Below are 25,093 nucleotides of genomic sequence, written 5' to 3'. Positions count from 1 at the left end.
TCCCTTAGTATGTACGTACTTTTGGTGGGAACGCATCACGATGAACAGGCGTCATATTGACATCACGCTTGCTCATTTGCTCCGTTTCCGGGTTGTAGATAGAGTGGCATAGCCAGTTTTCATCGTCACGTTCTGGGAAGTCAAAGCGGGCGTGAGCACCGCGACTTTCCGTGCGATAGTTCGCTGCCACAGCAGTTGAAAATGCTGTTTCCATCAAGTTGTCTAGCTCTAGACACTCGATGCGTTGTGTATTGAACTCGGTTGATTTGTCAGAAAGATGTGCATCTTTCAGGCGCTCACGAATCACTTTCAGCTCTTCTAGACCTGTTGCCATGGCGTCACCTTCACGGAATACCGAGAAGCTGTTCTGCATGCAACGCTGTAGATCTTTACGAATTTGAACTGGATCCTCACCACCTTTGCTATTTTCCCAGCGCATGTAGCGAGAAAGTGATGCTTCAATGTCCGAGGCTGACGCATCACGCGCTTCTGCCTGCGCTGCGAGTGTCTCACCAAGGTGAAGACCTGTTGCGCGACCAAATACCACGAGGTCAAGCAGTGAGTTACCACCAAGGCGGTTTGCACCATGAACTGATACGGACGCGATTTCACCACAAGCAAACAGACCTTGAACTTCGACGTCTTTGCCATCGGCAGTTTGTTTGATCGCTTGACCAGAAACTTGCGTTGGTACACCACCCATCATGTAGTGACAAGTTGGGATAACTGGGATTGGCTCTTTCACTGGATCCACGTGTGCAAAGGTGCGCGACAACTCACAGATACCTGGTAGACGCGATTCCAGCACATCTTTACCAAGGTGATCCAACTTAAGTTTAATGTGTGGACCCCAAGGGCCATCGCAACCACGACCTTCACGGATTTCGATCATCATTGAACGAGCAACAACGTCACGACCAGCCAAATCTTTCGCATTAGGAGCATAACGCTCCATGAAACGCTCACCATCTTTGTTGAGAAGGTAACCGCCCTCACCACGACAACCTTCCGTCACAAGAACACCAGCACCAGCGATACCCGTTGGGTGGAACTGCCACATTTCCATGTCTTGCATTGGGACGCCAGCGCGCAGTGCCATACCGACACCATCACCCGTATTGATGTGGGCGTTGGTTGTTGAAGCGTAAATACGACCAGCACCACCGGTTGCCAAAATGGTGGCTTTCGACTTGAAGTAGCAAATTTCACCCGTTTCCATGCATACCGCTGTACAACCCACAACCGCACCATCTTGGTTTTTCACTAGGTCAAGTGCATACCATTCAGAGAAGATCATGGTTTTGTGTTTTACGTTCTGCTGATACAAAGTGTGGAGCAGTGCGTGACCAGTACGGTCAGCCGCTGCAGCGGTACGCGCTGCTTGCTCGCCACCAAACTCTTTTGACTGGCCACCAAATGGGCGTTGGTAGATACTGCCATTATCAAAACGAGAGAAAGGCAGACCCATTTTCTCAAGCTCGATCACTGACTCAGGACCATTTTTACACATGTATTCAATGGCGTTTTGGTCACCAATGTAGTCAGAACCTTTTACGGTGTCATACATATGCCACTGCCAATCGTCTTTGTGCGAGTTACCTAGCGCAACGGTAATACCACCTTGAGCCGATACAGTGTGTGAGCGTGTTGGAAATACTTTAGATAGCAATGCACAAGAAAGGCCTTGCTCAGAAATTTGTAGTGCAGCACGCATGCCTGCACCACCAGCGCCGATTACTACGGCATCAAATTCGCGGACTGGAATAGACACTTATGCACCCCACAATACAAACAGACCAGAGAAGAAATACCCGAACAGCAGTGCGATCACACCCAGTTGTAAACCGCCACGCAATTTGGCGCACTTGATGTAGTCAGTCAGCACTTGCCATAATCCAATCCAGGCATGAATCAGGACAGAAGCGAGAGCAAGCATGGTGAAGACTTTAGTAAAAGTGCCACCAAAAAACTGAGTCCAGGATGCATAGTTGATATCTGTGAATGCACAGAAGCTAACAAGATAAATGGTGTAAAGAGTCATGATGATGGCCGTTGCACGAATCAACAAGAAATCGTGCACACCGTTACGACCAACAGAGGAAACGTGTTTTACCATACCAATATCCCCGCCAATAGTGATAAGACAGCGGTGGCAGCGAATGCAACTTTGGCACTCATTGCGCCAGACTCAAGCTCTTCAAAATGGCCTAAGTCCATCATCAGGTGACGAATACCACCAGCGATGTGGTATGCCAACGCAGTTAAAATGCCCCATAGAATAAACTTCACAAAGAAGCTATCGACGATGTCGCTCGCTTCCATAAAGCCTACTGGGGATGACAGAGAAATGGATAGTAACCAAAGCAAAATTCCCACCGCAACAAACGTAATCACACCTGACACACGGTGCAGGATGGACGCGATTGCTGTGATAGGAAAGCGAATGGTCTGTAAATCTAAATTAATAGGTCTTGACTTTCTTTCTTTCACGGGCTTGCTCACTCAGCTCCATTGAGCATTTATTGTTATAAACGAATTTTGGTTTCCAACCCCAAAAAGTTAACATTTAATTAACAAAATACCGGCAAATACTTCCATTAAATTGTAAAAAACTTGTTAACATAAAGACTAGAAAAAACACCTCACTATTGTTTCTAGCCCCGAATTTATAAGGAGTTAACCAAAAATTTCTGCGCCACTATACGACTGGCAACATTCTAATACAATTGGTGTAACAAATTATGCTACACAGAACAGATTTTTAACGATTTTAATGCAAAAAATAATAACAAGTGCACACAAAAAGGGAGAAGAATTGACTTTAATCTTTAACACCAGTACAAAAAAGGCACATAAACATCCTGGACGGATTAAATAATAAACAAAGGAGATTGTTATGGCAGATAAGAAAGCGACCCTTCACGTTGAAGGTAAGGCGCCGATCGAACTGCCAATTATGGAAGGTACATTAGGTACTCCCGTAATTGACGTTCGTAAGCTAGGAGCTAACGGCTACTTCACTTTTGACCCAGGTTTTCTTGCCACTGCATCTTGTGAATCGCAAATAACATACATCGACGGCGGAAAAGGCATCCTTCTTCACCGTGGGTACCCTATTGATCAGCTTGCAAACAATGCCGATTATTTAGAGGTTTGTTATATTCTACTTTACGGTGAAGCCCCTACTCGTGAGCAATACGAGAAGTTCAAAACAACAGTTACTCGCCACACTATGGTGCACGAACAGATTGCCAGCTTTTTCCATGGTTTCCGTCGTGACGCGCACCCAATGGCCGTTATGTGTGGTGTGGTCGGCGCATTAGCAGCGTTTTACCATGACTCTTTAGACATCAACAACGATGTGCATCGTGAGATCACCGCCTATCGTCTGTTGTCTAAAATGCCAACGCTAGCGTCTATGTGTTACAAATACTCAACAGGTCAGCCATTTATTTATCCTCGCAACGACCTTAGCTACGCAGAAAACTTCCTGCACATGATGTTTGCTACGCCATGTGAAGAGTACGAAGTTAACCCTGTCGTTGCACGTGCGATGGACAAAATCTTCACCCTGCACGCAGACCACGAACAAAATGCGTCAACCTCAACAGTACGTTTGGCTGGCTCATCAGGTGCAAACCCATTTGCTTGTATTGCAGCTGGTATTGCATCGCTTTGGGGTCCGGCTCATGGCGGCGCAAATGAAGCGTGCCTGAAGATGTTGGAAGAGATTGGTTCAGTCGATAACATTCCTGAGTATGTGGATCGTGCGAAAGACAAGGATGACCCATTCCGTCTAATGGGCTTTGGTCACCGTGTTTACAAGAACTACGATCCACGCGCAACCGTCATGCGTGAAACCTGTCATGAAGTGCTTAAAGAGCTCAACATTCAAGATCCACTGCTTGATGTTGCAATGGAACTTGAGCGCATTGCTCTTTCAGACGAGTACTTTGTATCGAAGAAACTGTACCCGAACGTTGATTTCTACTCAGGCATCATTCTGAAAGCAATCGGTATTCCGGTGTCAATGTTTACCGTTATTTTCGCGATTTCGCGCACTATCGGTTGGATTGCACACTGGAACGAAATGCACAGTGATCCACTGAACCGTATCGGTCGCCCTCGTCAGTTGTACACAGGGGAAGTTCAACGCGATTTCCAACCTATGCACGAACGCGAGTAATACGTACACTGTTAAAATTGAAAAGGGTTGAGACATGGTCTCAACCCTTTTTATTTGTGGCTTTATGGTATTGGGCCTATACCGGATTATCGATATCAATAAATTCAACATCCAATTGGTGTTGTTGTGCCAACCATTCACCAAGCGCCTTAATTCCGTAACGCTCAGTAGCATGATGACCAGCGGCATAGTAATGAATATCTAACTCTCGGGCACTGTAAGTGGTTCGCTCTGAAATTTCGCCAGAGATAAAAGCATCTAGGCCATGCTGTGCAGCAAGCTCAATGTAATCTTGTCCACCACCAGTACACCAACCTACCGTTTCAATCATTTTATGGCGATTTTCTGGGGCAATGTGCAAAGGTTCGCGGTGAAGCGCAGATGTCAGTTTTTGGGTAAGTTCAGCCCCTGTAAGCGGTTGTTTGAGGCGTCCAAACATAGCTACGGATTGAGGATGCCCTTCTAAACCACCCTCGACTTCTATCTCAAGCAAACGTGCCAGTTCAGCGTTGTTACCAAGCTCTGGGTGAATGTCGAGAGGCAAGTGATAGGCAAATAAGTTGAGATCATTTTTGATCAGAGTACGGACACGCTTTCCTTTCATGCCACGGATAGGCTCAGCTTCACCTTTCCAAAAATAGCCATGGTGCACAAGCAGCGCATCGGCATTGAGCTCAACCGCTTTATCGATTAACGCTTGAGAGGCGGTCACACCGGTGATGATTTTTTTTATCGTCTCACTGCCTTCGATTTGCAGGCCATTTGGGCAGTAATCTTTAATCAACTGGGGGGCCAGTTTCTCATTTAAGATTTTTTCTAGTTCGAGGTTGTTCATCTTAGATTCCAGACTTAAGTTACCCGCAAAGTGTATACTCAAGCTTGTCGGCAATACAATATCGGATCCAACCTCGAGCACAATGATGGAATCACAGCAGCGCTTTCTACACTGGATATTACATTCACCCTCTCTGTTTGAACTGAAACCACCTTTTGCTCAGTTACAGCCTCTCGATGTCTCCCTGCCGTCAGCCTTACCACCCTATCAAGGTAACAAGAGATTGGGCTTCTTATATCAACACCTATGTAGCACCCTATTTCAAAACACCAAGACGATTGATTTCGTTGAAGAAGAATTGCAGCTAAAAGATCACCAGCGCACACTCGGCGCCATCGATTTTATGTTGCGTAATACCGCGGAGTCGAGTTACCAGCACTGGGAGGTGGCGATCAAGTTCTACTTATTGCACGACGGCTTGTGGTACGGTCCTAATGCGAAAGATCGCCTCGACAAAAAGTTGAACCATATGCTCAATCACCAGTTGAAGATGAGCTCAAACGAGGCATTCTTAGCATCGTATCCACAATACCGTCATTGTAGTAAACACCTTCTCATGCAAGGGCGGCTCTACATTAATCCCTTTTTAGATCAAGTCATCCCTCAAGAGTGCTTGGGGTATCGCCTCAATCCGCAGGTGATAACTGGGTATTGGTGTTTTGCCCATCAATGGCCTCTGATACACGAACCACTCTATGCGTTGGAGAAACACCATTGGGCCGTGGGAGAAATTGAATTTTTAACTCAGCTTGATGTACCACAAGATCGATTTGTGCATGCGCAGAGTAAAACCGGACAATTTTGGTTTATCGTACCCAACGATTGGCCAAATAATAGTTGAAGGATCATGGTTACAAATCGGATGGTATTTACGTTGCTAATAATTCAAAGCAAAAAGGGGCATTTTCTGCCCCTTCGTTTGATGCTCTCAATAACGTTTACTTCGTACCGAAAATCTTATCACCAGCATCACCAAGACCAGGGACGATGTAGCCCTTGTCATTTAGTTTTTCATCAATAGCTGCACAGTACAGTTCAACATCTGGGTGCGCTTTCTCCAGCGCTTCAATACCTTCTGGTGCTGCAACCAACACCAATACTTTGATTTGCTGACAACCTTTCTCTTTAATTAGATCGATCGTTGCGATCATAGAGCCGCCAGTTGCAAGCATTGGATCAACCACCAATGCAATACGCTCTTCCATGTTCGAAGCCAGCTTATTGAAGTATGGGATTGGCTCTAATGTTTCTTCATCACGGTAGATACCTACCACACTGATACGCGCACTTGGCATGTGCTCAAGCACGCCATCCATCATGCCTAAACCAGCACGTAGGATTGGCACAACCGTTACTTTTTTGCCCTTGATTTGATCCACTTCAACTGGGCCATTCCAACCTTCAATGGTCACTTTTTCCGTTTCAAAATCTGAAGTTGCTTCGTAAGTTAAAAGACTACCAACTTCAGTGGCTAGCTCACGAAAACGCTTAGTGCTGATATCACCTTCTCTCATCAAACCAATTTTGTGTTTTACAAGAGGGTGTTTTACTTCAACAACTTTCATGTCCATCTCCGGCAATATAGATAAAATTTACATAAACTTGCCGATTATAAACGATTTCGTAGAGAATTTCTCGTTACATTGCACAACAAAAAAACTTGCGCAAACGTTTGCTCTTTATATTCCAGCCCTGATAGAATAGCGCCGTTTTCATATCCAACTTCAAACCGAGGACTTCCCCGTGAGTGGTAACAACTCTTCTCTTAGCTATAAAGACGCTGGTGTAGATATCGATGCAGGCAACGCGCTCGTTGAGCGTATTAAAGGCTCTGTAAAACGTACACGTCGCCCTGAAGTAATGGGTGGCATTGGCGGCTTTGGTGCACTCTGTGAATTGCCAACGAAATACAAACAGCCTGTTCTAGTTTCTGGTACAGATGGCGTGGGCACGAAACTGCGCTTAGCTCTGGATATGAACAAGCATGACACCATTGGTATTGATCTCGTTGCTATGTGTGTAAACGATTTGATCGTACAAGGTGCTGAGCCTTTATTTTTCCTAGACTACTACGCAACGGGCAAGCTGGATGTTGATGTGGCTGCGGATGTTATTTCCGGCATTGCCGAAGGTTGTATCCAAGCTGGTTGCGCGCTAATCGGCGGTGAAACCGCAGAAATGCCAGGCATGTACGACGGTGAAGACTACGACGTTGCAGGCTTCTGTGTCGGTGTGGTAGAGAAAGAAGACATTATCGACGGTACTAAAGTCGCGGTAGGCGATGCATTGATCGCTGTCGGTTCAAGTGGCCCACATTCAAACGGTTACTCATTAGTGCGTAAAATCCTCGAAGTGTCTGGCGCAGACAAGAATGAGGAGCTTGCAGGCCGCACTATTGGTGAGCACCTACTTGAGCCAACCAAAATTTACATCAAGTCTGCACTCAAAATGATTGAACAACATGACATTCACGCGATTTCGCACATCACTGGCGGCGGTTTCTGGGAAAACATCCCACGCGTATTGCCAGAAGGTACCAAAGCGGTGATCGATGGAAAGAGCTGGGAATGGCCGGTCATTTTCCAGTGGCTACAGGAAAAAGGAAATGTGGCTACGCGTGAAATGTATCGTACATTCAACTGTGGTGTTGGTTTGATTGTGGCACTACCTCAAGATCAAGCAGAAGCTGCAGTGGCACTTCTCCAGCAAGAAGGTGAGAACGCTTGGATGATCGGTTCTGTCGCCAGTGCTGAAGTGGGTGAGCAACAAGTTGAAATCAACTAAGCGCCAACGCCTAAAATAACTTCATCAGAATGAGGACGCTATGTCCTCATTCTGCTATTTGGCACACTGAAAACCCTGCAAAAAGCAGGTATTTTTGCAAGACATTGATCTTAAGAACCAGCAGTAAATGGACAGTGGTTATGAAAAAAATTGTGGTACTGATTTCCGGCAGCGGCAGTAACCTGCAAGCCATTCTTGAAGCATGCGAGTGTGATACAAGCCGAGCCAAAGTGTGTGCGGTTTTCTCAAACAAAGCCGACGCTTACGGTCTTGAACGAGCCAAACAGTTTTCGGTACCCGCTCATTACATCGATCCCAAAGCGTTTACCGATAGAGAAAGTTTTGATCGTGAATTGATGAAAGTGATGGACGAATACCAACCCGACATCGTCGTACTGGCTGGTTACATGCGCATTCTGAGTGGCGAATTTGTACGTCACTATTTAGGAAAAATGGTCAATATACACCCTTCCCTCTTGCCTAAATACCCCGGCCTTCATACCCACCAGCGCGCTATCGATGCCGGGGACAGTGAACACGGCACCAGTGTGCATTTTGTCACGGAAGAATTAGATGGGGGCCCAGTGATCTTACAGGCGAAAGTACCTATTTTCGCAGAAGATGACGCACAAAGCCTAGCGGAGCGTGTGTTAACGCAAGAGCACAGCATCTATCCCTTAGTGGTGAAGTGGATGGCAGAAGAGCGGCTTGTCATGCAACAAGGTGTCGCCTATCTCGATGGCCAACCACTTGGCAGCGCTGGTTACGCTACAGAGTAGAGCGATTCATTGTCGTTACTCGACGTCGAAAGAAAAATGGGTTGCTTGTCGCAACCCATTTTCAATACCAACTCGCAATACCGTTTTATTCCAGTGGTTCCGTTGGCGCTTGGCAGCTTGGTTTTGCTGCTGCAAACGGGACATCGAGTAATAAATATGCGTTACTGCTGACTCGCTCGCCAAAGTGAAACAGACCGTACTCCCCTGGCTTCATTCTCTGCCAAGTTTCATTACCGGTAAGAGGCTGGGTCGCAATCACAGAGACAACGTCGTTAGGGGTGGTCTCTTCTTGAAAGTTAATCTCAACATCTTCATCCAGCAACGCGGCGTTGCCAAAAGGTGCTCGACGTGTGATCCAGTAAAGGTGGTTGGTACAATACGTCATCACATATTCGCCATCACTGAGCAGCATGTTGAACACCCCTTTATCTCGCAAGGTTTCACAGCAAGAGGCAAGGTAAGCAAACACCTGTTCCATATCCTGAGGAATATCAGGATAGCGCTGTTCCAATTGATTTATTAGCCAGCAAAACGCTTTTTCACTGTCCGTTTGCCCAACAGGACGATGTCGCCCGGTATCCAACGATTGATAGTCAGTGAGTTGGCCATTGTGTGCAAATGTCCAATATCGCCCCCAAAGCTCACGAGTGAATGGGTGGGTATTTTCTAAAGAAACACCACCTCGATTCGCTTGGCGAATATGGCTGATCACCGAACAACTTTTAATCGGATAACTTTGCACCAACTCCGCAATCTTCGATTCACAACTTGGATTTGGGTCTTTGAAGGTTCTAAATCCCTTTCCTTCATAGAAAGTGATGCCCCAACCATCTCTATGTGGTCCGGTTTTACCGCCTCGTTGCATCAAGCCAGTAAAACTAAAACAGATGTCTGTTGGCACATTGGCGCTCATGCCGAGCAATTCACACATCGAACAAAACTCCCTGAACAAATCGATACGGGCTGCCCCGACCAGATTACTCCATCTCTTTCTCAATCAATTGGATGATGATATGGATAATTTTAATATGCACTTCTTGAATACGGTCTGCGTAACCAAAGTGTGGTACTCGGATTTCAACATCCGCAAGACCCGCCATTTTACCGCCATCTTTACCCGTCAGCGCAATGGTTTTCATGCCCTTAGCTTTCGCCGCTTCAATCGCTTTCAGAATGTTGCCCGAATTGCCTGATGTTGATAAACCAAACAGCACATCGCCTTTACGACCGACCGCTTCAACGTAGCGAGAGAATACATAGTCATAACCAAAGTCGTTACTGACGCAAGAAAGATGGCTTGGATCTGAAATCGCAATACCCGCGTAACCAGGACGATTTTCACGGTAACGGCCCGTTAGCTCTTCAGCAAAATGCATCGCATCGCAGTGTGAACCACCGTTACCACAAGACAGTACTTTGCCATCTTGCTTAAAAGACTCGGCAATCATTTTCGCTGCTGCTTCAATTTGCGCAATGTTGTGATCGTCGCTTAGGAATTTATTTAGTACGTCAGCAGCTTCAGTTAACTCATTTCTAATCAGATCTTGGTACATACGATGTTCTCTTTATCTTGGTTTATCACGTTATACGTCGATGTTTGCTGAGCGACAGCCTAGCTAACATAGCAATACGCTGAGTTTACCCATAAACAGGAAATAGTGTCGACACCGAAGCCTTAGATTTCGCGGATTTGTAAAGTGAATCGCCCGAAGCTGCTTAGGAAATCACCATGGAAATCTCAATTTTAGAATTTTCACTCTACTCAGATCACTTTTTACTCAGAATTGTGTTTTACATTTCTTTAATATTTTGATTACACTTAAGCCAACTGGTTTGACCTCTTACCAAAACACAGACGTATAACACAACGAATTGTCTGAAAAGGAACCTACATATGGACATCTTGCTCTCCCTACTCGCGATGACCTTGATATTGGGCGTGACGCTCTATCATCGAATGTCATTAGTCAAATCCGTCACCTTGTTGACCGCCACGATGCTGCTGTTAACTTTCTCCGGTTACGTCGGCTCAATCGGTTGGCTAAGCTACTTCTTAGCGCTAGCCGTTTTCGCGATGCCCTCTGTACGCCAATCGCTCATCAGTGCAAAAGCGCTCGGCTTGTTTAAGCAAGTGCTTCCAGCCATGTCTCAGACGGAAAAAGAAGCGTTGGATGCAGGTACCGTTTGGTGGGAAGCGGAGCTTTTCAAAGGCAAGCCAGAATGGAAAAAGCTGCACGCCATTCCAGCACCAAAACTCTCTGCTGAAGAGCAAGCCTTCCTCGATGGTCCGGTAAATGAAGTGTGTGCCATGGTAAGCGATTACCAAGTGACGCATGAACTGGCCGATCTGCCTCCTGAAGTTTGGCAATATCTCAAAGATCACAAATTCTTCGCCATGATCATTAAGAAGAAATACGGTGGCCTTGAGTTTTCTGCTTACGCGCAATCTTTGGTGCTGCAAAAACTGACTGGTGTCTCTGGTGTTCTTTCTTCGACCGTTGGCGTACCAAACTCTTTGGGTCCTGGTGAGCTTTTGCAACATTACGGTACAGAAGAGCAAAAAAATTACTATCTCCCTCGCCTTGCAGAAGGTAAAGAGATCCCCTGTTTTGCCCTCACCAGCCCTGAAGCGGGTTCGGATGCGGGTTCTATTCCAGATGACGGTGTGGTGTGTAAAGGCGAATGGGAAGGCAAAGAAGTCTTGGGCATGCGCCTAACATGGAACAAGCGCTACATTACCCTTGCCCCTGTAGCAACGGTTTTGGGCCTTGCTTTCAAACTTCGCGATCCTGAAGGCTTACTCGGCGAACAAGAAGATCTTGGTATTACTTGTGCGCTTATCCCAACAGACATTAAAGGGGTTGAAATCGGCAACCGTCATTTCCCTCTCAATGTCCCCTTCCAGAATGGCCCAACGCGTGGCCAAGATATTTTCGTACCGATCGATTTCATTATTGGTGGCCAAAAAATGGCAGGCCAAGGCTGGCGCATGCTGGTTGAATGTCTCTCTGTTGGTCGCGGTATTACCCTGCCTTCAAATGCCACTGGTGGCATCAAAACCGCCGCTTTGGCAACCGGTGCTTATTCGCGCATTCGTCGCCAATTTAAACAACCTATCGGCCATCTCGAAGGCGTAGAAGAAGCGCTGGCACGCTTGGGCGGTAACGCGTATGTGATGGATGCGGCAAGCAACCTTACCGTTGCCGGTATCGACCTTGGTGAGAAACCATCAGTCATCTCCGCGATTGTGAAGTACCATTGTACTCACCGTGGCCAACGCAGCATCATCGATGCAATGGATATCGTCGGTGGTAAAGGCATTTGCCTTGGTCCCTCCAACTTCCTTGCTCGTGGCTACCAAGGTTCACCCATCGCCGTCACGGTGGAAGGGGCAAACATCCTCACTCGTTCAATGATCATCTATGGTCAAGGCGCCATTCGTTGCCATCCCTATGTACTAAAAGAGATGGAAGCCGCCTACTCGGACAAATCGGATGCGGTAGAACAGTTCGATGCCGCCTTGGCTGGTCATGTCAGCTTTACCATGAGCAACCTTGTGCGCAGCATTTGGTTTGGTTTGACCGATGGTTTTGGCTCGAACGCCCCAACGCACGACGCTACCAAACGTTACTACCAGAAGCTCAATCGCTATAGCGCCAACATGGCATTATTGTCAGACATTTCAATGGCCGTGCTGGGTGGCTCATTGAAGCGTCGTGAGCGTCTATCAGCTCGCTTAGGCGATATCCTCAGTCAGCTTTACTTGAGCTCAGCGACCTTAAAACGCTTTGAACAAGATGGCCGCCCTGTCGAAGACCTGCCTTTGGTTCACTGGGGTTTGCAAGACAGCTTGAAGCAAACAGAAGTGGCCATTGATGAGTTTCTTGCCAACTTCCCGAACCCCATTATCGGTAAAGCCTTGCGCGTCTTGATCATGCCATTTGGCCGTATGCGCAAAGCACCAAGCGACAAAATCGATAGTCAAGTTGCACGCATACTACAAACCCCAAGCGCGACACGTAGCCGCATTGGTCGCAATCAGTATCTGCAACCAACAGAACACAACGCCGCAGGCAAGATTGAGCTAGCACTGTCTGTGATTTTGCAAGCAGAACCTGTGTTTGACAAAGTGTGTAAAGCACAAGGTAAACGCCGCCCATTCTTACGTTTGGATACCATCGCTGAAGAGGGGCTAGCACAAGGCATTATTTCTCAAGATGAAGCCGATTTGCTCAAAGAAGCGGAGCAACATCGTTTGTACACCATCAATGTTGATGACTTTGAGCCAGAACATTTAGCGGCAAAAAAGTCTTATACCGATGTGATGGATAGCGTTGCGTAAGGCAGTTAAGTTCATCAAAAACGCCTCGTTTTAACGAGGCGTTTTTATATCCACATTTTTGATAGCAACTGACGTTAAGCTTGCGCTTGAAGTTGCTGCCATAAATCGTTAACGATAAGACGATCCGCAGGCGCAAGCTCTGCACGCGCGTTTTCTAAACTCTGCTCGATACGCGATTTGAGTTCCTCAATATCGTCTACACCATCTTCTTCACATGACGCCGCTGACAAAGAAATATGACCGCGCAGATAACCACCAGCAAACAGTTCATCCTCTGATGCACTGTCAATTCCTACATCAATCAGCTCTAACAGTTTTTCTTCAAATTCAATAATCATGGGTATTCTCGTGGTTACTTAACGATAAAATCACTTACTTCAAGCGTTTTTACTTGGTAAAAATCGCGCAATGCATCTGAAAGCATTTTAACGCGAGGTGGTAGACCAGCCTCTAAAATGGCTGTGACTTCTTGGTGTACTTTACGCATAAAGCCCAAGCGGTCTGGCTCGAAATCGCCGTGTAGGTTGTCACAACTCACAGAGAAAGGAAAGCCTGCACTCTGCGCCAAAATCCACTCGTAGGCTTGAGGACGAACTTCGACTTTTTCAAACTCCGCTTGAACTTCAGCCGTCCGACCATCTGGCTCGTACCAATACCCAAAATCCTCCAACAAGCGACGTTCAGGACCTGCGACACACCAATGAGCGATTTCGTGAAGCCCAGAAGCGTAAAAGCCACGCGCAAAAATAATGCGGTGATATGGGGTTGATGCATCCGCTGGCAGGTAAATGGGCTCATCCCCACCCAGCTCTAATTTTGTATTCAATGACTCAAAAAAAGTTTGATTAAAAATAGTCACTAAATCTTGGTATTCGTGGGTCATTCTTCTATCTATATTTCGTTTTTACTAGCGGTGCGCATTGTCGCTTTTTTTTCCAACAAGGTAAACGCTGAACCCTCGAAGAACGGCTTTGAATTAGCTAGGCTTATTTGAAACTTCACTTTTCCCTACATTTTCTCATTCGCCAAGCCTATCATTTGTGACTAAACTCACACCTCATTTTGTTATTCCACCCTTTGTATATAAAGCAAAGGCAGTATTACTAGAGCGTTTCAAGATGTTGTTAAGTGTTTTGTACGTCATCGGCATCACGGCTGAAGCGATGACAGGTGCGCTAAGCGCAGGACGCAGAAAAATGGATTGGTTTGGCGTTATGTTGGTTGCAAGTGCCACCGCGATTGGTGGTGGTACCGTGCGTGATATTCTTCTTGGTCATTATCCGCTCGGTTGGGTTAAAAATCCTGAGTACCTTGCCATTACTTGCATTGCGGGCATCTTGACCACAGGCCTCGCCAAATGGGTCATCAAACTCAAAGGGTTATTCATCCGTTTAGATGCACTCGGCCTGATCGTATTTAGCATTATTGGGACTAAAATTGCGCTTCAAATGGGGCTGCATCCTGGCATCTGTATGGTTTCAGCGTTGGTGACAGGTGTCTTTGGTGGTTTACTGCGTGATTTGATTTGCCGTCAAACTCCCCTTGTACTGCACCAAGAGTTGTACGCCTCGATCGCTTTGATCGCCTCAGGTCTCTACCTTGCTCTCTTGGAATTTGCGGTACCAGATGTCACCGCTACCATAGTGACGCTCGTGGTTGGTTATATTCTTAGGATGGCAGCGGTAAGATTTAAGTGGCGCTTACCTTCATTCCAGCTGGACTCAGAAGAAGCGATTCATTAAAAACAGCCATCTAGCGAACTTCTGTTTAAAAAACACACTCAAACTTAATTTCATTCACTTAAGAGCCACTTTTATTAAATTAAATTTAATCATATGGAGATTCATTTACTTTTATTTTCGAAGAGTGTTGCTTTTTTTGTTCAGACTGGCAAATTGAGGCCATACAGTTTAAAAGTAATTTAATGAAAAGGATGTTGTATGTGTTCAGTATTTGGCATTTTAGACATTAAAAGCGACGCAGCGGCGCTTCGCCCTATCGCTTTAGAGATGTCGAAAAAACTTCGTCACCGCGGCCCAGACTGGTCAGGGATCTACGCATCAGACCGAGCAATTCTCGCGCATGAGCGTCTTGCGATCGTAGGCCTTAATAGCGGTGCGCAACCTCTTTATAGCCCAGACAAAAAACTCATCCTTGCAGTAAACGGTGAAATTTATAATCACAAAGAGATTCGTGCTCGTTACGAAGGCAAATATGACTTTCAGACAGATTCTGACTGTGAAGTGATTCTTGCTCTCTATCAAGAGATGGGGGCCGACCTCCTCGAAGAATTAAACGGTATCTTTGCTTTTGTCCTCTACGATGAAGAGAAAGATCAATACCTCGTTGGACGTGACCACATTGGTATCATCCCGCTTTACCAAGGTTATGATGAGCATGGCAACTACTATGTTGCATCAGAAATGAAAGCGTTGGTTCCAGTTTGCAAAACCATCAGTGAGTTTCCTCCAGGTAGCTACTACAGCTCAACCGACTCTGGCCCTCAACGTTACTATGTTCGTGACTGGAATGAATACGCAGCGGTACAGGGAAACAGCAGCAGCAAAGAAGAACTAACCGCAGCGCTTGAAGCGGCGGTGAAACGTCAGTTGATGACCGACGTGCCTTACGGTGTATTGCTGTCAGGTGGTTTGGATTCTTCTATTACCTCTGCAATTGCCAAGCGTTATGCGGCAATGCGTATCGAAGACGACGAACAAACTGAGGCATGGTGGCCGCAACTTCACTCATTCGCTATCGGTCTTGAAGGCGCACCAGATCTCAAAGCAGCGCGTGAAGTAGCCGCGAAAATTGGCACGGTACACCATGAGATGACTTACACCATTCAAGAAGGACTGGATGCAATTCGTGATGTGATTTACCACATCGAAACATACGATGTCACGACCATCCGCGCGTCAACTCCAATGTACTTGATGGGACGTAAGATCAAAGCTATGGGTATCAAGATGGTACTCTCTGGTGAAGGCGCTGACGAGATTTTTGGTGGCTACCTCTACTTCCACAAAGCGCCTAACGCACAAGAGTTCCATGAAGAGACGGTACGCAAACTGCTCGCGCTCAACATGTTTGACTGCGCTCGTGCAAACAAATCACTGGCGGCTTGGGGTGTTGAAGGTCGAGTGCCATTCTTGGATAAAGAGTTTATCGATGTCGCAATGCGCCTAAACCCTGCGGATAAAATGTGTGGCAACGGAAAAATGGAGAAACACATTCTTCGTGAGTGTTTTGAACATTACCTACCAGACTCCATCGCGTGGCGTCAAAAAGAGCAGTTCTCTGATGGCGTTGGTTATGGCTGGATCGACACACTCAAAGCCGTTGCACAAGAGAAAGTCTCAGATCAACAGATGGAAACCGCAAAATTCCGCTTCCCATACAACACGCCAACAACAAAAGAAGGCTATGTATACCGCGAAATTTTCGAAGAGTTGTTCCCACTGCCATCGGCTGCAGAATGCGTCCCTGGTGGTCCATCCGTGGCTTGTTCATCAGCCAAAGCGATTGAATGGGACGAATCATTTAAAAACTGTATTGACCCGTCAGGTCGTGCGGTGAAAGCGGTACACAACGAAGCGTACTAAGAAAACGTTTCATAAAGAAGGCACCTAATGGTGCCTTCTTTGCATTAGAGAATACAGATTATTGTATTAGTTAAGCTCTAAGTCACTATTCTCAATACTCACAGGGATAACTTGCGAGATCATTTTAACCAGCATGATTGAACGTGTTTCGCCATCTTGCTCTTGGAAAATGGCCTCGATACCAGCGAACTGACCACTTTTCACTTTGATGGAATCACCCGGTTTCGGCAAATTACTCCCCTGCAACGCACTTTGATGTCCCTCTTGTTCAAGAAGTTTGAGCTCGTAAATTAAATCACCTTCAAGCTCTTTGGGTTGAGCACCAAACTTCACAAAGTCCACCACGCCTCTGGTCGAGCGAACCGTTGTAAACGTCGGGCCTGCTTCAAAATCGAAGCGAACAAAAATGTAGGAGGGAAATAAAGGTTCACTCTTTACTTGACGTTTACCACGAAGAATTTTTTCAACGTCTATAGTGGGATAAAAGCACTCAACACCCTGATTTTCTAAATGTTGCTTCGCTCGGAGCTGCTCTCCTCGCTTGCAATACAGCAAATACCACTTTTTCATTTATTACTAGCCATCTATTTTTTGCTTATCCTACCATTTAGCCAGATTATAGGAAATCACGCGTGTTGCAATCATACAAACCGATACACTTTGTTTTCTGAGTGTTAGTTTGCAATACCAAAAATGGAATATTAGTTTCTAACACGCAGAAACCACCAACGCAAAACATCAGAAAACCTTTTATAACAAAAGGTTAAATATAAACCGAACAATCCGCTACCAATTAAAACTATTTGAGTATTTAAACGACGAGGAGTATACGTATTCGCCTATAAAAAATTTCATAACTAAAATTAGTCAAACTTATGTCAAACCAACATCACTATTTTGGCCATCCTCGAGGCCTTTTCCTTTTGTTCGGTACTGAACTTTGGGAACGTTTTTCCTATTACGCAATGCGCGCAATTTTGGTGTTATACCTCACCGACACCACCCTTAATGGCGGTTTGGGTTGGACCACCAAAGATGCGCTCGATCTCTATGGCACCTACACAGGATTGGTGTACATTACGCCACTTATTGGTGGCTACCTCGCAGACAACTACTTAGGCCAGCGTCGTTCGATACTGATTGGTGGTGCGCTAATGGCCGTTGGCCAGTTTACTCTTGCACTGCCTGCGGATGCGCCTGGTTTAGGTTCGCTTCACACCTTCTATTTAGGCCTTGCACTCCTCATCGCTGGTAACGGCTTATTTAAGCCAAACATCTCCACTATGGTGGGTGACCTATACCAAGAAGGTGACAACCGTCGAGATGGCGCATTCACCATTTTCTACATGGGTATCAACTTAGGTGCGTTGATCGCCGGTGTCGTGTCAGGTTCTGTGACCACCGAATTCGGATGGAAAGCGGGGTTTGTCGCTGCCGGTATTGGCATGTTAATCAGCTTAGTGATGCAAATGAGCCTAGCGCAATCATGGCTGGGTGATATTGGCCGTGAACCAGCAGCGAAACGCGAGCTAGCCGGAAAAGCCTCCACTCATAAGGCTCCGCTGAGCAAAGAAGAAGTGGATCGCATCAAAGTCATTCTCGTGATGAGCTTGTTCACCATCGTATTTTGGGCTGGTTTCGAGCAAGCGGGTGGCCTTATGAACATTTATACTCAGCAATACACCGACCGTATGATTGGTGGCTTTGAGGTGCCTGCCGCGTGGTTCCAATCACTAAACCCGTTCTTTATCATCACTCTTGCTCCTTTGCTGGCTGTGCTTTGGGTTAAGCTTGGTAAACGCGAACCTAACTCGCCTGCCAAGTTTGCTCTGGCCATGTTTTTCCTCGCGCTAGGCTTCCTCTGTATGGTTGGAGCGGTGATTGAGCAAGGTGGTGATACATCGGTGAAAACCTCAATGTTGTGGTTAGTGGGCGCCTTCTTCTTCCATACTCTGGGAGAATTGTGCCTATCACCAATTGGGCTTTCTCTGGTGACCAAACTTGCACCACTGCGTTTAGCTTCACTTATGATGGGGGCTTGGTTTGGTTGTAACGCGATCGCAAACTATGTCGCAGGTTATGTCGGCTCTCACGTAGGGGAGTTAGGTGCAATGGCGATCTTCAGCGGCATCGCTGTCACTGCAACCGTATCGGGTTTCATTCTACTGCTGTTCTCAAACCAGCTTGTTCGCTGGATGCATGGCGCAGAAAGTGTCAGTTCAACCGCAGAACAAATTGAAGAACAACAAGCTTTCGTTTCTTAATGTGTGTCTAAAGTGCAAAAGACAAAAGCGCGCCGACGATTGGCGCGCTTTATTTGTAAAAACTTGGTTCGTTTACACTTTGAACTGTTGTAGTAGACGATTCACTTGCTCTCCTAACTGTTTCATCGCTTGAGCGGATTCTGTGGTTTCAGAAGATTGAACCAACGTCTTCTCAGAAATATCGGACATGTTATTCACATTGACGCTGACCTCATCCGACGCTATTGCCTGCTGATTTGCCGCTGTAGAGATTTGCCCAATCGAATCGTTAATCTGGGTAATATAGCCCGCGATCGAGGTTAGCGCGGATTCCGCAGAATGCACCTGCTCTGCGGTTTGCTCAGCACTTTGTCGGCTCTGGTGCATCGCTTTGTTTGCCAATTCAGCTCTCTGCTGCAAACTTCCAATGATGGTTTGTATCTCTTCGGTTGATTCTTGGGTGCGCGATGCTAAAGAACGGACTTCATCGGCCACCACCGCAAACCCTCTCCCTTGCTCCCCTGCCCTTGCCGCTTCAATCGCCGCATTCAGCGCGAGCAAGTTGGTTTGTTCAGCAATGCTGCGAATGACATCCAGCACCGTGCCTATTTGCTCACTGTCTGCTCGAAGTTGTTCAACTGTATCGCCAGCGCTGGCAATCTGCTCGTTGAGTTTTTGCATGGATTGGGTGGCTTCCCTCACCACCATCGAGCCTTGTGTTGCCGAATCCGAGGTGGATTGTGAAAGGTCCGCCGCTTGCTGGGCACTGACACTCACCTCTTGGGCACTGGCGGACATCTCCGTCATTGCAGACGCTGCGACCTGAGCTTGAGATTGCTGTTCTCTGACTTCGCTTTGTGTATCTCGCGCTTTTAACGCTAAGGTTTCTGCAGCTTGAAGCATTTGAGCAGCGGCATCGCTCATTTGACGAATAGTATGCTGGAGCTTGCCAGCAAAGGTGTTGTAATGCCCAGCCAACACGTCAAGTTCATCGTTACCAGTGGTAGGCACACGTATGGTGAGATCACCTTCGCCTTGCGCGATATCTTGCAACACACTTGTCGTTCTTTGCACTTTCGCTACAAGGGAACGAGTAATGACAAAAGAGAACAACAAACCAATCACGATGGCAATCGCTGCAATTCCATACAGCACGGTAATCGATTGGTCTGCGTTCTCATTGGCCTGTTTAGCAGCCTGTTCCATGGACGTTGCAATCGAATCTCTCAGTAAACCAATGTTTTGCGCCACTTGCGGCCCGATCGTATCCAGCATTTCAATCCCCTCGTTACGCGCGAATATCAAGCTCGTTACCGTATTGGCCGATTTTTCATATCGCTTGAACAATGTTTCCGCTTCATTGGTCAGTTGACGTCGCTGCGGGTTTTCTAAGGTCGACAGTAAACTGGCAATTTCACTCTGTACCGCGCTGAACTCCTGATTGAAGCGCTCGACCTCTGCCTGTTGGTTCTCCACCAAGAACTTGGCGACATAGAGTCGCGCCAATAACAGTGCTCTGAGCGCACGCCCTGCATGGTAAGCGGCAACGACATCACCATCGGTTTTGGCGCTTTCCATAACACTAGTTAGTCTATTTTCTATTTGTGGGCCATCGACATTGAGTACGCCATTCACTTGCTCATTACGCATCTCCATGTTCTTCACCACCACTTGACTAAATGTAGTGAGATACTGAGCTTTTAGGCCATCAACCTGTTTCAGAATCTGTACACGCTGTGGGTTTTGAATTTCGTTATACGCACGATCCATCAGCTGACTCCACTTTGTGGAGTTCTCTTGGAATCGCGCAACAAACTGCTTATCACCCGTTTTGATGTAGTTTTTAACGGTTAATCGCAAACCATAAACACTATCTGTCATGTCTGCCGCCAGTTCAGTGTCCGGCGCAAGATCAAAGGCGATTTTGTTCATGTCGGAGGAGAGTGAACTGAGTAACTTGGCACTGACTATCACGATCACCAATATAATTAGAATAAGAATCAGTGGTGAGAAGTAGAGTTTTTTACTAAGAGAAATATTGTCGAGTCCCATTATAGAGTCCCCTAATTGATTAAATAATCACAAATGACACTCTTAAAAGTTAGCATACGAGTGAGAGATATCACGAAGACAAGCAAAAATAGTAATAATAATATTAATAAGACAAGGCGATGGACTGGCGATAAACAGCAGTAAGGGAAAGAAAAACGCCGCAAGTTCAGCGGCGTTAATAATGGAAGTCCGATTGCAACAGCGCTTTACCGTTCTGTAACGAGCGTAGCCATCATATCAATGTGGCTTGGACTGTCGTTTAAACAAGGAATAAAACGATATTGCTCACCGCCCGCATGCAGAAAGCTTTCTTGGCCTTGCTCTGAGATCTCTTCTAACGTCTCTAAACAATCAACCGAAAACGCAGGGGTTATCACATCAAGAGACTTGATGCCCTTCGCGGGCAACGATTCCAACGTTTTATCCGTATAGGGTTGCAGCCATTCTTCTCGACCAAAACGAGATTGATAGGTGGTGCCAATTTGGGATTTGTCCAAGCCTAGTTCGAGACGCAGCAACTCGGTGGTCATTTCGCAATGCAGAGGATAGATATCGCCATTATCCGCGTAACGTTGGGGAATGCCGTGATAGGAGCAAAGCAGGTAATCCCCTTTGCCTTGATCTTGCCATGATTGGCGTACCGATTCAGCCAATGCTTTGATGTAAAGGGGATGATCATGATAATCACGAACAAACTGAACATTTGGCACAACGGCAACCTTACGCAGCGCCTGCGCAAGTGCATCGTACGCCGCTCCCGTTGTGGTGCCTGAATACTGGGGGTACAGGGGTAAAACGCAAATCGCATCCACACCTTGAGCTTGAAGCTTGTTCACACCATCCAGTACGCTGGGTGTACCATAGGTCATACCAATTTCCACAGGGCAATTGAGTTTTGCCTGCAATGCTAGTCTTTGTCTTTGGGTATAGACCATCAATGGAGACCCCTCTTCCATCCAAACCGTTTGATAAAGCTTAGCCACTTTGGGTGAACGAAGAGGCAAAATGATCCCATGAAGAACTGGACACCATAACCAACGCGTCATATCAACCACTCGTTGATCATGGAGAAACTGACTTAAGAAGCGTTTCACTGCTGGCGCACTCGCTTCATCAGGAGTACCAAGATTGACTAATAACACTCCGCGTTTATTGTTGTTTTTCATAAGTTCTCTACGATAGTGGTTAAGGTGATTTATACGAACAGATCGCTTATTTGATCACTCGTTTACATCTATACAACTTCAAATTAAAGCGAGTTTCGGATGACATAAACATCTGACACTGATAATAAAAAAGCGACCTTAAGGCCGCTTTACTATAACAAACTTCACAAAAGTGTTGATAATAGGTATTGCCTATTATGCTAATGCCTTCTCGATATCAGCACTCACTTGAGCAACTTGCTTAGTACCATCAAATTTTAGGTACTTCGTGTTGCCTTCTGCCGCTTCTTTACCGTAGTACTCGATAAGTGGTGCCGTTTGTGAGTGGTAAACGCCTAGACGAGCGCGTACGGTTTCTTCTTTGTCGTCGTCACGAACAACAAGATCTTCACCTGTTACATCGTCTTTACCTTCCACTTTAGGTGGGTTGTAAACAACGTGGTAAGTACGACCTGAAGGCAGGTGCGCGCGACGGCCAGCCATACGTTCAACAATCACATTGTCTGCCACGTCAAACTCGATAACGTAATCGACATTGACGCCCATCTCTTTTAGGCCGTCAGCTTGAGGGATCGTACGTGGGAAACCGTCTAGTAGGAAACCTTTCGCACAATCTTCTTGAGCGATACGCTCTTTGATTAGACCAAGAATGATTTCATCAGAAACTAGCTGACCAGCGTCGATAACAGCTTTTGCTTGTTTACCAAGCTCAGTACCTGCTTTGATAGCAGCACGTAGCATGTCACCAGTAGAGATTTGTGGAATACCATACTTCTCCATGATGAATTGAGCCTGTGTGCCTTTACCTGCACCTGGAGCACCTAGAAGAATGATGCGCATGTTGAATCCTCTTTCGATTATGATGATTTATACCGAAGCTCACTGCCTACTGGGCTATACCCCACGGTAAGTTTCGGTATAAGTGTTCTTCAAATTGACAATAAAACAGGCGTGCACATTACACGCCCGTAGATTTCGTTGCAAGTTGGCATTCTACCACACAATTTCGCCTTCTAGAGTCAGTTAAGACTAAAGAATGTTCAAGCTCTCACAAATCGCTTTGGAAACCATCATTTTTTTGCATGTTGAATGCCGATACATACAAAAAGCCCGCAAATGCGAGCTTTTTGGTGATTTTAGCCTTATTAGCCCTTAGTCAAAAGCGAGTTAATGGCCGTTAAGAACTGGCTAGGGTCTTCCATTGAGCCACGCTCTGCAAGCATTGCTTGACCCAGTAACACCTCTACCCAGCGGCCAAACGCTTCTTCATCCGCCTCATCCGCCATTTGCTTAACAAGCGTATGATTTGGGTTGATCTCAAAAATGTACTTCACTTCAGGAACAGCCTGCCCTGCTGCCGCCAGTAGCTTAGCCATCTGCGTACCCATTTCGAAATCATCGGTCACTACCACCGCTGGGGTATTGGCTAGCTTAAAGGTGGTACGCACCTCTTTCACACGATCACCCAAGTAGCTCTTGGTGCGCTCAACCACTGACTGGAACTCTTGTTCCGTTTCTTTCTGCTTCTCTTTCTCTTGCTCATCTTCAAATTGGCTAAGATCAAGGCCCGCTTTCGTGATTGACTGGAACTGCTTACCATCAAACTCTGTTAGGTAGTTCATCAACCATTCGTCAATACGGTCAAACATTAAGATAACTTCAAGACCTTTGGCTTTAAACTGCTCTAGGTGAGGGCTGTTTTTCGCTGCCGCATAGCTGTCTGCTGTGAGGTAGTAGATCTTGTCTTGGCCTTCTTTCATACGCTCAACATAAGACTCAAGAGAAACGGTCTGCTCTGCAGAGTCCACTTCTGTCGAGGCAAAGCGTAACAACGCCGCCACTTTCTCGCGGTTCGCATAATCTTCGGCTGGACCTTCCTTCATCACCAAACCAAATTCTTTCCAGAAAGTTTGGTATTTATCTGCGTCATTTTTCGCCAAACGTTCGAGCATGGTTAAGACACGTTTGGTACACGCACCACGTAGCGATTGAGTCACCTTGTTGTCTTGCAAGATCTCGCGAGAGACGTTGAGCGGCAGATCGTTAGAGTCAATCAAACCACGCACAAAACGTAAGTAAGATGGCATAAATTGCTCAGCATCATCCATGATGAAAACGCGCTGAACATAGAGTTTGAGACCAGATTTATGGTCACGATTCATCATATCCCAAGGCGCTTTTGATGGGATGTAAAGCAAACTGGTATAGTCGTTTTTGCCTTCTACTCGGTTGTGACTCCAAAGTAATGGGTCAGCAAAATCGTGAGAGACATGCTTGTAAAACTCTTGATACTCTTCGTCTGAGATATCGGATTTATTGCGCGTCCAAAGTGCTTGAGCTTTATTGATTTGCTCCCACTTCACTTCTTCTGTTTCTTTGCCTTCTTCATCGCGAACGCGGGTTTGAATAGAAACAGGAATGCCAATGTGATCCGAATACTTACCAATCACATCACGTAGACGCCATTCATTGAGGAACTCTTTGCCGTCTTCACGCATATGAAGAATGATGTCGGTACCGCGGCTCTCTTTGGTGATGTCTTCAACGGTGTATTCACCTTCGCCCGCAGAATGCCAAAGTACCGCTTGGTCTGCGCTTAGGCCTGCCGCTCGAGTACGTACCGTCACTGCATCGGCCACAATGAAGGCTGAATAGAAACCAACACCAAACTGACCAATCAGTTGGGAATCTTTTGATTGCTCTTGAGAAAGATTAGAGAAAAACTCAGCCGTTCCTGATTTGGCAATGGTGCCCAGATGCGAAATCACCTCTTCGCGGCTCATACCAATTCCGTTATCGGAAATTGTCAGCGTGTTATGTGCTTCGTTAAAAGAAAGCTTCACGCCCAATTCTGCATCATTTTCATAAAGCGCAGGATTGGACAACGCTTGAAAACGCAGTTTATCGGCGGCGTCTGAAGCGTTGGAGATCAACTCACGTAGGAAGATTTCTTTATTGGAATACAGTGAGTGGATCATCAGATGGAGAAGTTGTTTTACCTCTGACTGAAAGCCACGAGTCTCTTTGTTATTTGCTACAGTTTCGTTCATTTTCACTCCAAAAGTTTCATCATTGGATGGGAAATCAATCGCTTGTTACGT

Annotated in this window: 22 protein-coding genes; 8 read left to right on the top strand and 14 right to left on the bottom strand. The window is 46.3% G+C overall.

The genetic code is table 11. From position 1 onward, the window contains the following. Positions 1-4 precede the first annotated feature (4 nt). From sdhA to sdhC, 3 genes are read right to left on the bottom strand one after another with little or no spacing between them, the layout of a single operon-like run. Positions 5-1,771: a succinate dehydrogenase flavoprotein subunit gene (gene sdhA / locus FC652_RS03235; protein ID WP_080540478.1), complete on the bottom strand. Its 1,767-nt coding sequence runs from the start codon at positions 1,769-1,771 to the stop codon at positions 5-7. Next, a complete protein-coding gene (gene sdhD, locus FC652_RS03230) occupies positions 1,772-2,116 on the bottom strand; it encodes a succinate dehydrogenase, hydrophobic membrane anchor protein (RefSeq protein ID WP_011078277.1) in 345 nt (114 codons plus the stop codon). Continuing rightward, positions 2,110-2,502: a succinate dehydrogenase cytochrome b556 subunit gene (sdhC, locus tag FC652_RS03225; protein WP_130309082.1), complete on the bottom strand. Its 393-nt coding sequence runs from the start codon at positions 2,500-2,502 to the stop codon at positions 2,110-2,112. The genes sdhD and sdhC overlap by 7 nt, the downstream gene beginning before the upstream one ends. Positions 2,503-2,896: 394 nt before the next feature. On the opposite strand from sdhC, the gene FC652_RS03220 reads away from it, so the two are divergent. Next, the gene (locus FC652_RS03220; RefSeq protein ID WP_130309083.1) at positions 2,897-4,186 is read left to right on the top strand and encodes a citrate synthase; all 1,290 of its coding nucleotides are present in this window, start codon (positions 2,897-2,899) and stop codon (positions 4,184-4,186) included. 76 nt (positions 4,187-4,262) lie between these two features. Here the strand turns inward: FC652_RS03220 and FC652_RS03215 are convergent, their stop codons facing one another. Beyond that, positions 4,263-5,021, bottom strand: a complete 759-nt coding sequence (locus tag FC652_RS03215) for a Nif3-like dinuclear metal center hexameric protein (RefSeq protein WP_176297463.1) — start codon at positions 5,019-5,021, stop codon at positions 4,263-4,265. Positions 5,022-5,103: 82 nt separating this feature from the next. Here FC652_RS03215 and FC652_RS03210 point away from each other — a divergent pair, with 82 nt between their 5' ends. After that, the gene (locus FC652_RS03210; RefSeq protein ID WP_176297462.1) at positions 5,104-5,862 is read left to right on the top strand and encodes a DUF1853 family protein; all 759 of its coding nucleotides are present in this window, start codon (positions 5,104-5,106) and stop codon (positions 5,860-5,862) included. A gap of 97 nt (positions 5,863-5,959) precedes the next feature. Here the strand turns inward: FC652_RS03210 and upp are convergent, their stop codons facing one another. Continuing rightward, positions 5,960-6,586 (bottom strand): uracil phosphoribosyltransferase, encoded by a 627-nt coding sequence (upp, locus tag FC652_RS03205; RefSeq protein WP_038941276.1) that lies wholly within the window; start codon positions 6,584-6,586, stop codon positions 5,960-5,962. Between the two features lie 178 nt (positions 6,587-6,764). On the opposite strand from upp, the gene purM reads away from it, so the two are divergent. Continuing rightward, positions 6,765-7,805, top strand: a complete 1,041-nt coding sequence (gene purM / locus FC652_RS03200) for a phosphoribosylformylglycinamidine cyclo-ligase (protein WP_176297461.1) — start codon at positions 6,765-6,767, stop codon at positions 7,803-7,805. 140 nt (positions 7,806-7,945) lie between these two features. Further along, complete coding sequence (gene purN / locus FC652_RS03195) at positions 7,946-8,584, top strand: phosphoribosylglycinamide formyltransferase (RefSeq protein WP_176297460.1); 639 nt, start codon at positions 7,946-7,948, stop codon at positions 8,582-8,584. An 85-nt stretch (positions 8,585-8,669) separates the two neighbouring features. On the opposite strand, the gene FC652_RS03190 is transcribed toward purN, so the two are convergent. After that, entirely contained in the window at positions 8,670-9,515 is an 846-nt protein-coding gene (locus FC652_RS03190; protein WP_176297459.1) for a class II glutamine amidotransferase, read from the bottom strand. Positions 9,516-9,561: 46 nt separating this feature from the next. After that, positions 9,562-10,137, bottom strand: coding sequence for a D-sedoheptulose 7-phosphate isomerase (lpcA, locus tag FC652_RS03185; RefSeq protein WP_011079797.1), 576 nt, complete (start codon positions 10,135-10,137; stop codon positions 9,562-9,564). A gap of 341 nt (positions 10,138-10,478) precedes the next feature. Between lpcA and fadE the strand changes: the two genes are divergently transcribed. Next, on the top strand, positions 10,479-12,926 hold the full coding sequence (gene fadE / locus FC652_RS03180; protein WP_176297458.1) for an acyl-CoA dehydrogenase FadE: 2,448 nt from the start codon (positions 10,479-10,481) through the stop codon (positions 12,924-12,926). A gap of 74 nt (positions 12,927-13,000) precedes the next feature. On the opposite strand, the gene FC652_RS03175 is transcribed toward fadE, so the two are convergent. Continuing rightward, the gene (locus tag FC652_RS03175; protein ID WP_176297457.1) at positions 13,001-13,264 is read right to left on the bottom strand and encodes a YfcL family protein; all 264 of its coding nucleotides are present in this window, start codon (positions 13,262-13,264) and stop codon (positions 13,001-13,003) included. 14 nt (positions 13,265-13,278) lie between these two features. Then, the gene (locus FC652_RS03170; protein WP_176297456.1) at positions 13,279-13,809 is read right to left on the bottom strand and encodes an elongation factor P hydroxylase; all 531 of its coding nucleotides are present in this window, start codon (positions 13,807-13,809) and stop codon (positions 13,279-13,281) included. 235 nt (positions 13,810-14,044) lie between these two features. Here FC652_RS03170 and FC652_RS03165 point away from each other — a divergent pair, with 235 nt between their 5' ends. Both FC652_RS03165 and asnB read left to right on the top strand, forming a co-directional pair. Next, positions 14,045-14,668, top strand: coding sequence for a trimeric intracellular cation channel family protein (locus FC652_RS03165; RefSeq protein ID WP_176297455.1), 624 nt, complete (start codon positions 14,045-14,047; stop codon positions 14,666-14,668). Positions 14,669-14,866: 198 nt separating this feature from the next. Next, complete coding sequence (gene asnB, locus FC652_RS03160) at positions 14,867-16,531, top strand: asparagine synthase B (protein ID WP_176297454.1); 1,665 nt, start codon at positions 14,867-14,869, stop codon at positions 16,529-16,531. A gap of 66 nt (positions 16,532-16,597) precedes the next feature. Here the strand turns inward: asnB and rfaH are convergent, their stop codons facing one another. Further along, on the bottom strand, positions 16,598-17,101 hold the full coding sequence (gene rfaH, locus FC652_RS03155) for a transcription/translation regulatory transformer protein RfaH (protein WP_176297453.1): 504 nt from the start codon (positions 17,099-17,101) through the stop codon (positions 16,598-16,600). A 305-nt stretch (positions 17,102-17,406) separates the two neighbouring features. Here rfaH and FC652_RS03150 point away from each other — a divergent pair, with 305 nt between their 5' ends. After that, complete coding sequence (locus FC652_RS03150) at positions 17,407-18,795, top strand: peptide MFS transporter (protein WP_176297452.1); 1,389 nt, start codon at positions 17,407-17,409, stop codon at positions 18,793-18,795. Positions 18,796-18,867: 72 nt separating this feature from the next. On the opposite strand, the gene FC652_RS03145 is transcribed toward FC652_RS03150, so the two are convergent. From FC652_RS03145 to htpG, 4 genes are all read right to left on the bottom strand, one after another. Next, the gene (locus tag FC652_RS03145) at positions 18,868-20,826 is read right to left on the bottom strand and encodes a methyl-accepting chemotaxis protein (protein ID WP_176297451.1); all 1,959 of its coding nucleotides are present in this window, start codon (positions 20,824-20,826) and stop codon (positions 18,868-18,870) included. Positions 20,827-21,032: 206 nt separating this feature from the next. Further along, the gene (gene hemH, locus FC652_RS03140) at positions 21,033-21,992 is read right to left on the bottom strand and encodes a ferrochelatase (RefSeq protein WP_176297450.1); all 960 of its coding nucleotides are present in this window, start codon (positions 21,990-21,992) and stop codon (positions 21,033-21,035) included. A gap of 195 nt (positions 21,993-22,187) precedes the next feature. Continuing rightward, on the bottom strand, positions 22,188-22,832 hold the full coding sequence (adk, locus tag FC652_RS03135; protein WP_176297449.1) for an adenylate kinase: 645 nt from the start codon (positions 22,830-22,832) through the stop codon (positions 22,188-22,190). 305 nt (positions 22,833-23,137) lie between these two features. Further along, the gene (htpG, locus tag FC652_RS03130; RefSeq protein WP_176297448.1) at positions 23,138-25,042 is read right to left on the bottom strand and encodes a molecular chaperone HtpG; all 1,905 of its coding nucleotides are present in this window, start codon (positions 25,040-25,042) and stop codon (positions 23,138-23,140) included. Positions 25,043-25,093 lie beyond the last annotated feature (51 nt).

The sequence above is a fragment of the Vibrio sp. 05-20-BW147 genome (assembly GCF_013369385.1).
In the GTDB taxonomy this organism is placed as follows: domain Bacteria; phylum Pseudomonadota; class Gammaproteobacteria; order Enterobacterales; family Vibrionaceae; genus Vibrio; species Vibrio floridensis.
The sequence above is the reverse complement of the archived record's forward strand: the minus strand, read 5'-3'. Positions and strand labels throughout refer to the sequence as shown.

Bases quoted from the DNA above. Each gene is read 5' to 3' on its own strand.
- FC652_RS03210 (WP_176297462.1), top strand. From the start codon at position 5,104: ATGATGGAATCACAGCAGCGCTTTCTACACTGGATATTACATTCACCC.
- fadE (WP_176297458.1), top strand. From the start codon at position 10,479: ATGGACATCTTGCTCTCCCTACTCGCGATGACCTTGATATTGGGCGTG.
- upp (WP_038941276.1), bottom strand. From the start codon at position 6,586: ATGAAAGTTGTTGAAGTAAAACACCCTCTTGTAAAACACAAAATTGGT.
- FC652_RS03215 (WP_176297463.1), bottom strand. From the start codon at position 5,021: ATGAACAACCTCGAACTAGAAAAAATCTTAAATGAGAAACTGGCCCCC.
- purN (WP_176297460.1), top strand. From the start codon at position 7,946: ATGAAAAAAATTGTGGTACTGATTTCCGGCAGCGGCAGTAACCTGCAA.
- htpG (WP_176297448.1), bottom strand. From the start codon at position 25,042: ATGAACGAAACTGTAGCAAATAACAAAGAGACTCGTGGCTTTCAGTCA.
- adk (WP_176297449.1), bottom strand. From the start codon at position 22,832: ATGCGCATCATTCTTCTAGGTGCTCCAGGTGCAGGTAAAGGCACACAG.
- sdhD (WP_011078277.1), bottom strand. From the start codon at position 2,116: ATGGTAAAACACGTTTCCTCTGTTGGTCGTAACGGTGTGCACGATTTC.
- FC652_RS03150 (WP_176297452.1), top strand. From the start codon at position 17,407: ATGTCAAACCAACATCACTATTTTGGCCATCCTCGAGGCCTTTTCCTT.
- FC652_RS03165 (WP_176297455.1), top strand. From the start codon at position 14,045: ATGTTGTTAAGTGTTTTGTACGTCATCGGCATCACGGCTGAAGCGATG.
- FC652_RS03175 (WP_176297457.1), bottom strand. From the start codon at position 13,264: ATGATTATTGAATTTGAAGAAAAACTGTTAGAGCTGATTGATGTAGGA.
- FC652_RS03190 (WP_176297459.1), bottom strand. From the start codon at position 9,515: ATGTGTGAATTGCTCGGCATGAGCGCCAATGTGCCAACAGACATCTGT.
- FC652_RS03220 (WP_130309083.1), top strand. From the start codon at position 2,897: ATGGCAGATAAGAAAGCGACCCTTCACGTTGAAGGTAAGGCGCCGATC.
- FC652_RS03145 (WP_176297451.1), bottom strand. From the start codon at position 20,826: ATGGGACTCGACAATATTTCTCTTAGTAAAAAACTCTACTTCTCACCA.
- hemH (WP_176297450.1), bottom strand. From the start codon at position 21,992: ATGAAAAACAACAATAAACGCGGAGTGTTATTAGTCAATCTTGGTACT.
- rfaH (WP_176297453.1), bottom strand. From the start codon at position 17,101: ATGAAAAAGTGGTATTTGCTGTATTGCAAGCGAGGAGAGCAGCTCCGA.
- asnB (WP_176297454.1), top strand. From the start codon at position 14,867: ATGTGTTCAGTATTTGGCATTTTAGACATTAAAAGCGACGCAGCGGCG.
- FC652_RS03170 (WP_176297456.1), bottom strand. From the start codon at position 13,809: ATGACCCACGAATACCAAGATTTAGTGACTATTTTTAATCAAACTTTT.
- lpcA (WP_011079797.1), bottom strand. From the start codon at position 10,137: ATGTACCAAGATCTGATTAGAAATGAGTTAACTGAAGCTGCTGACGTA.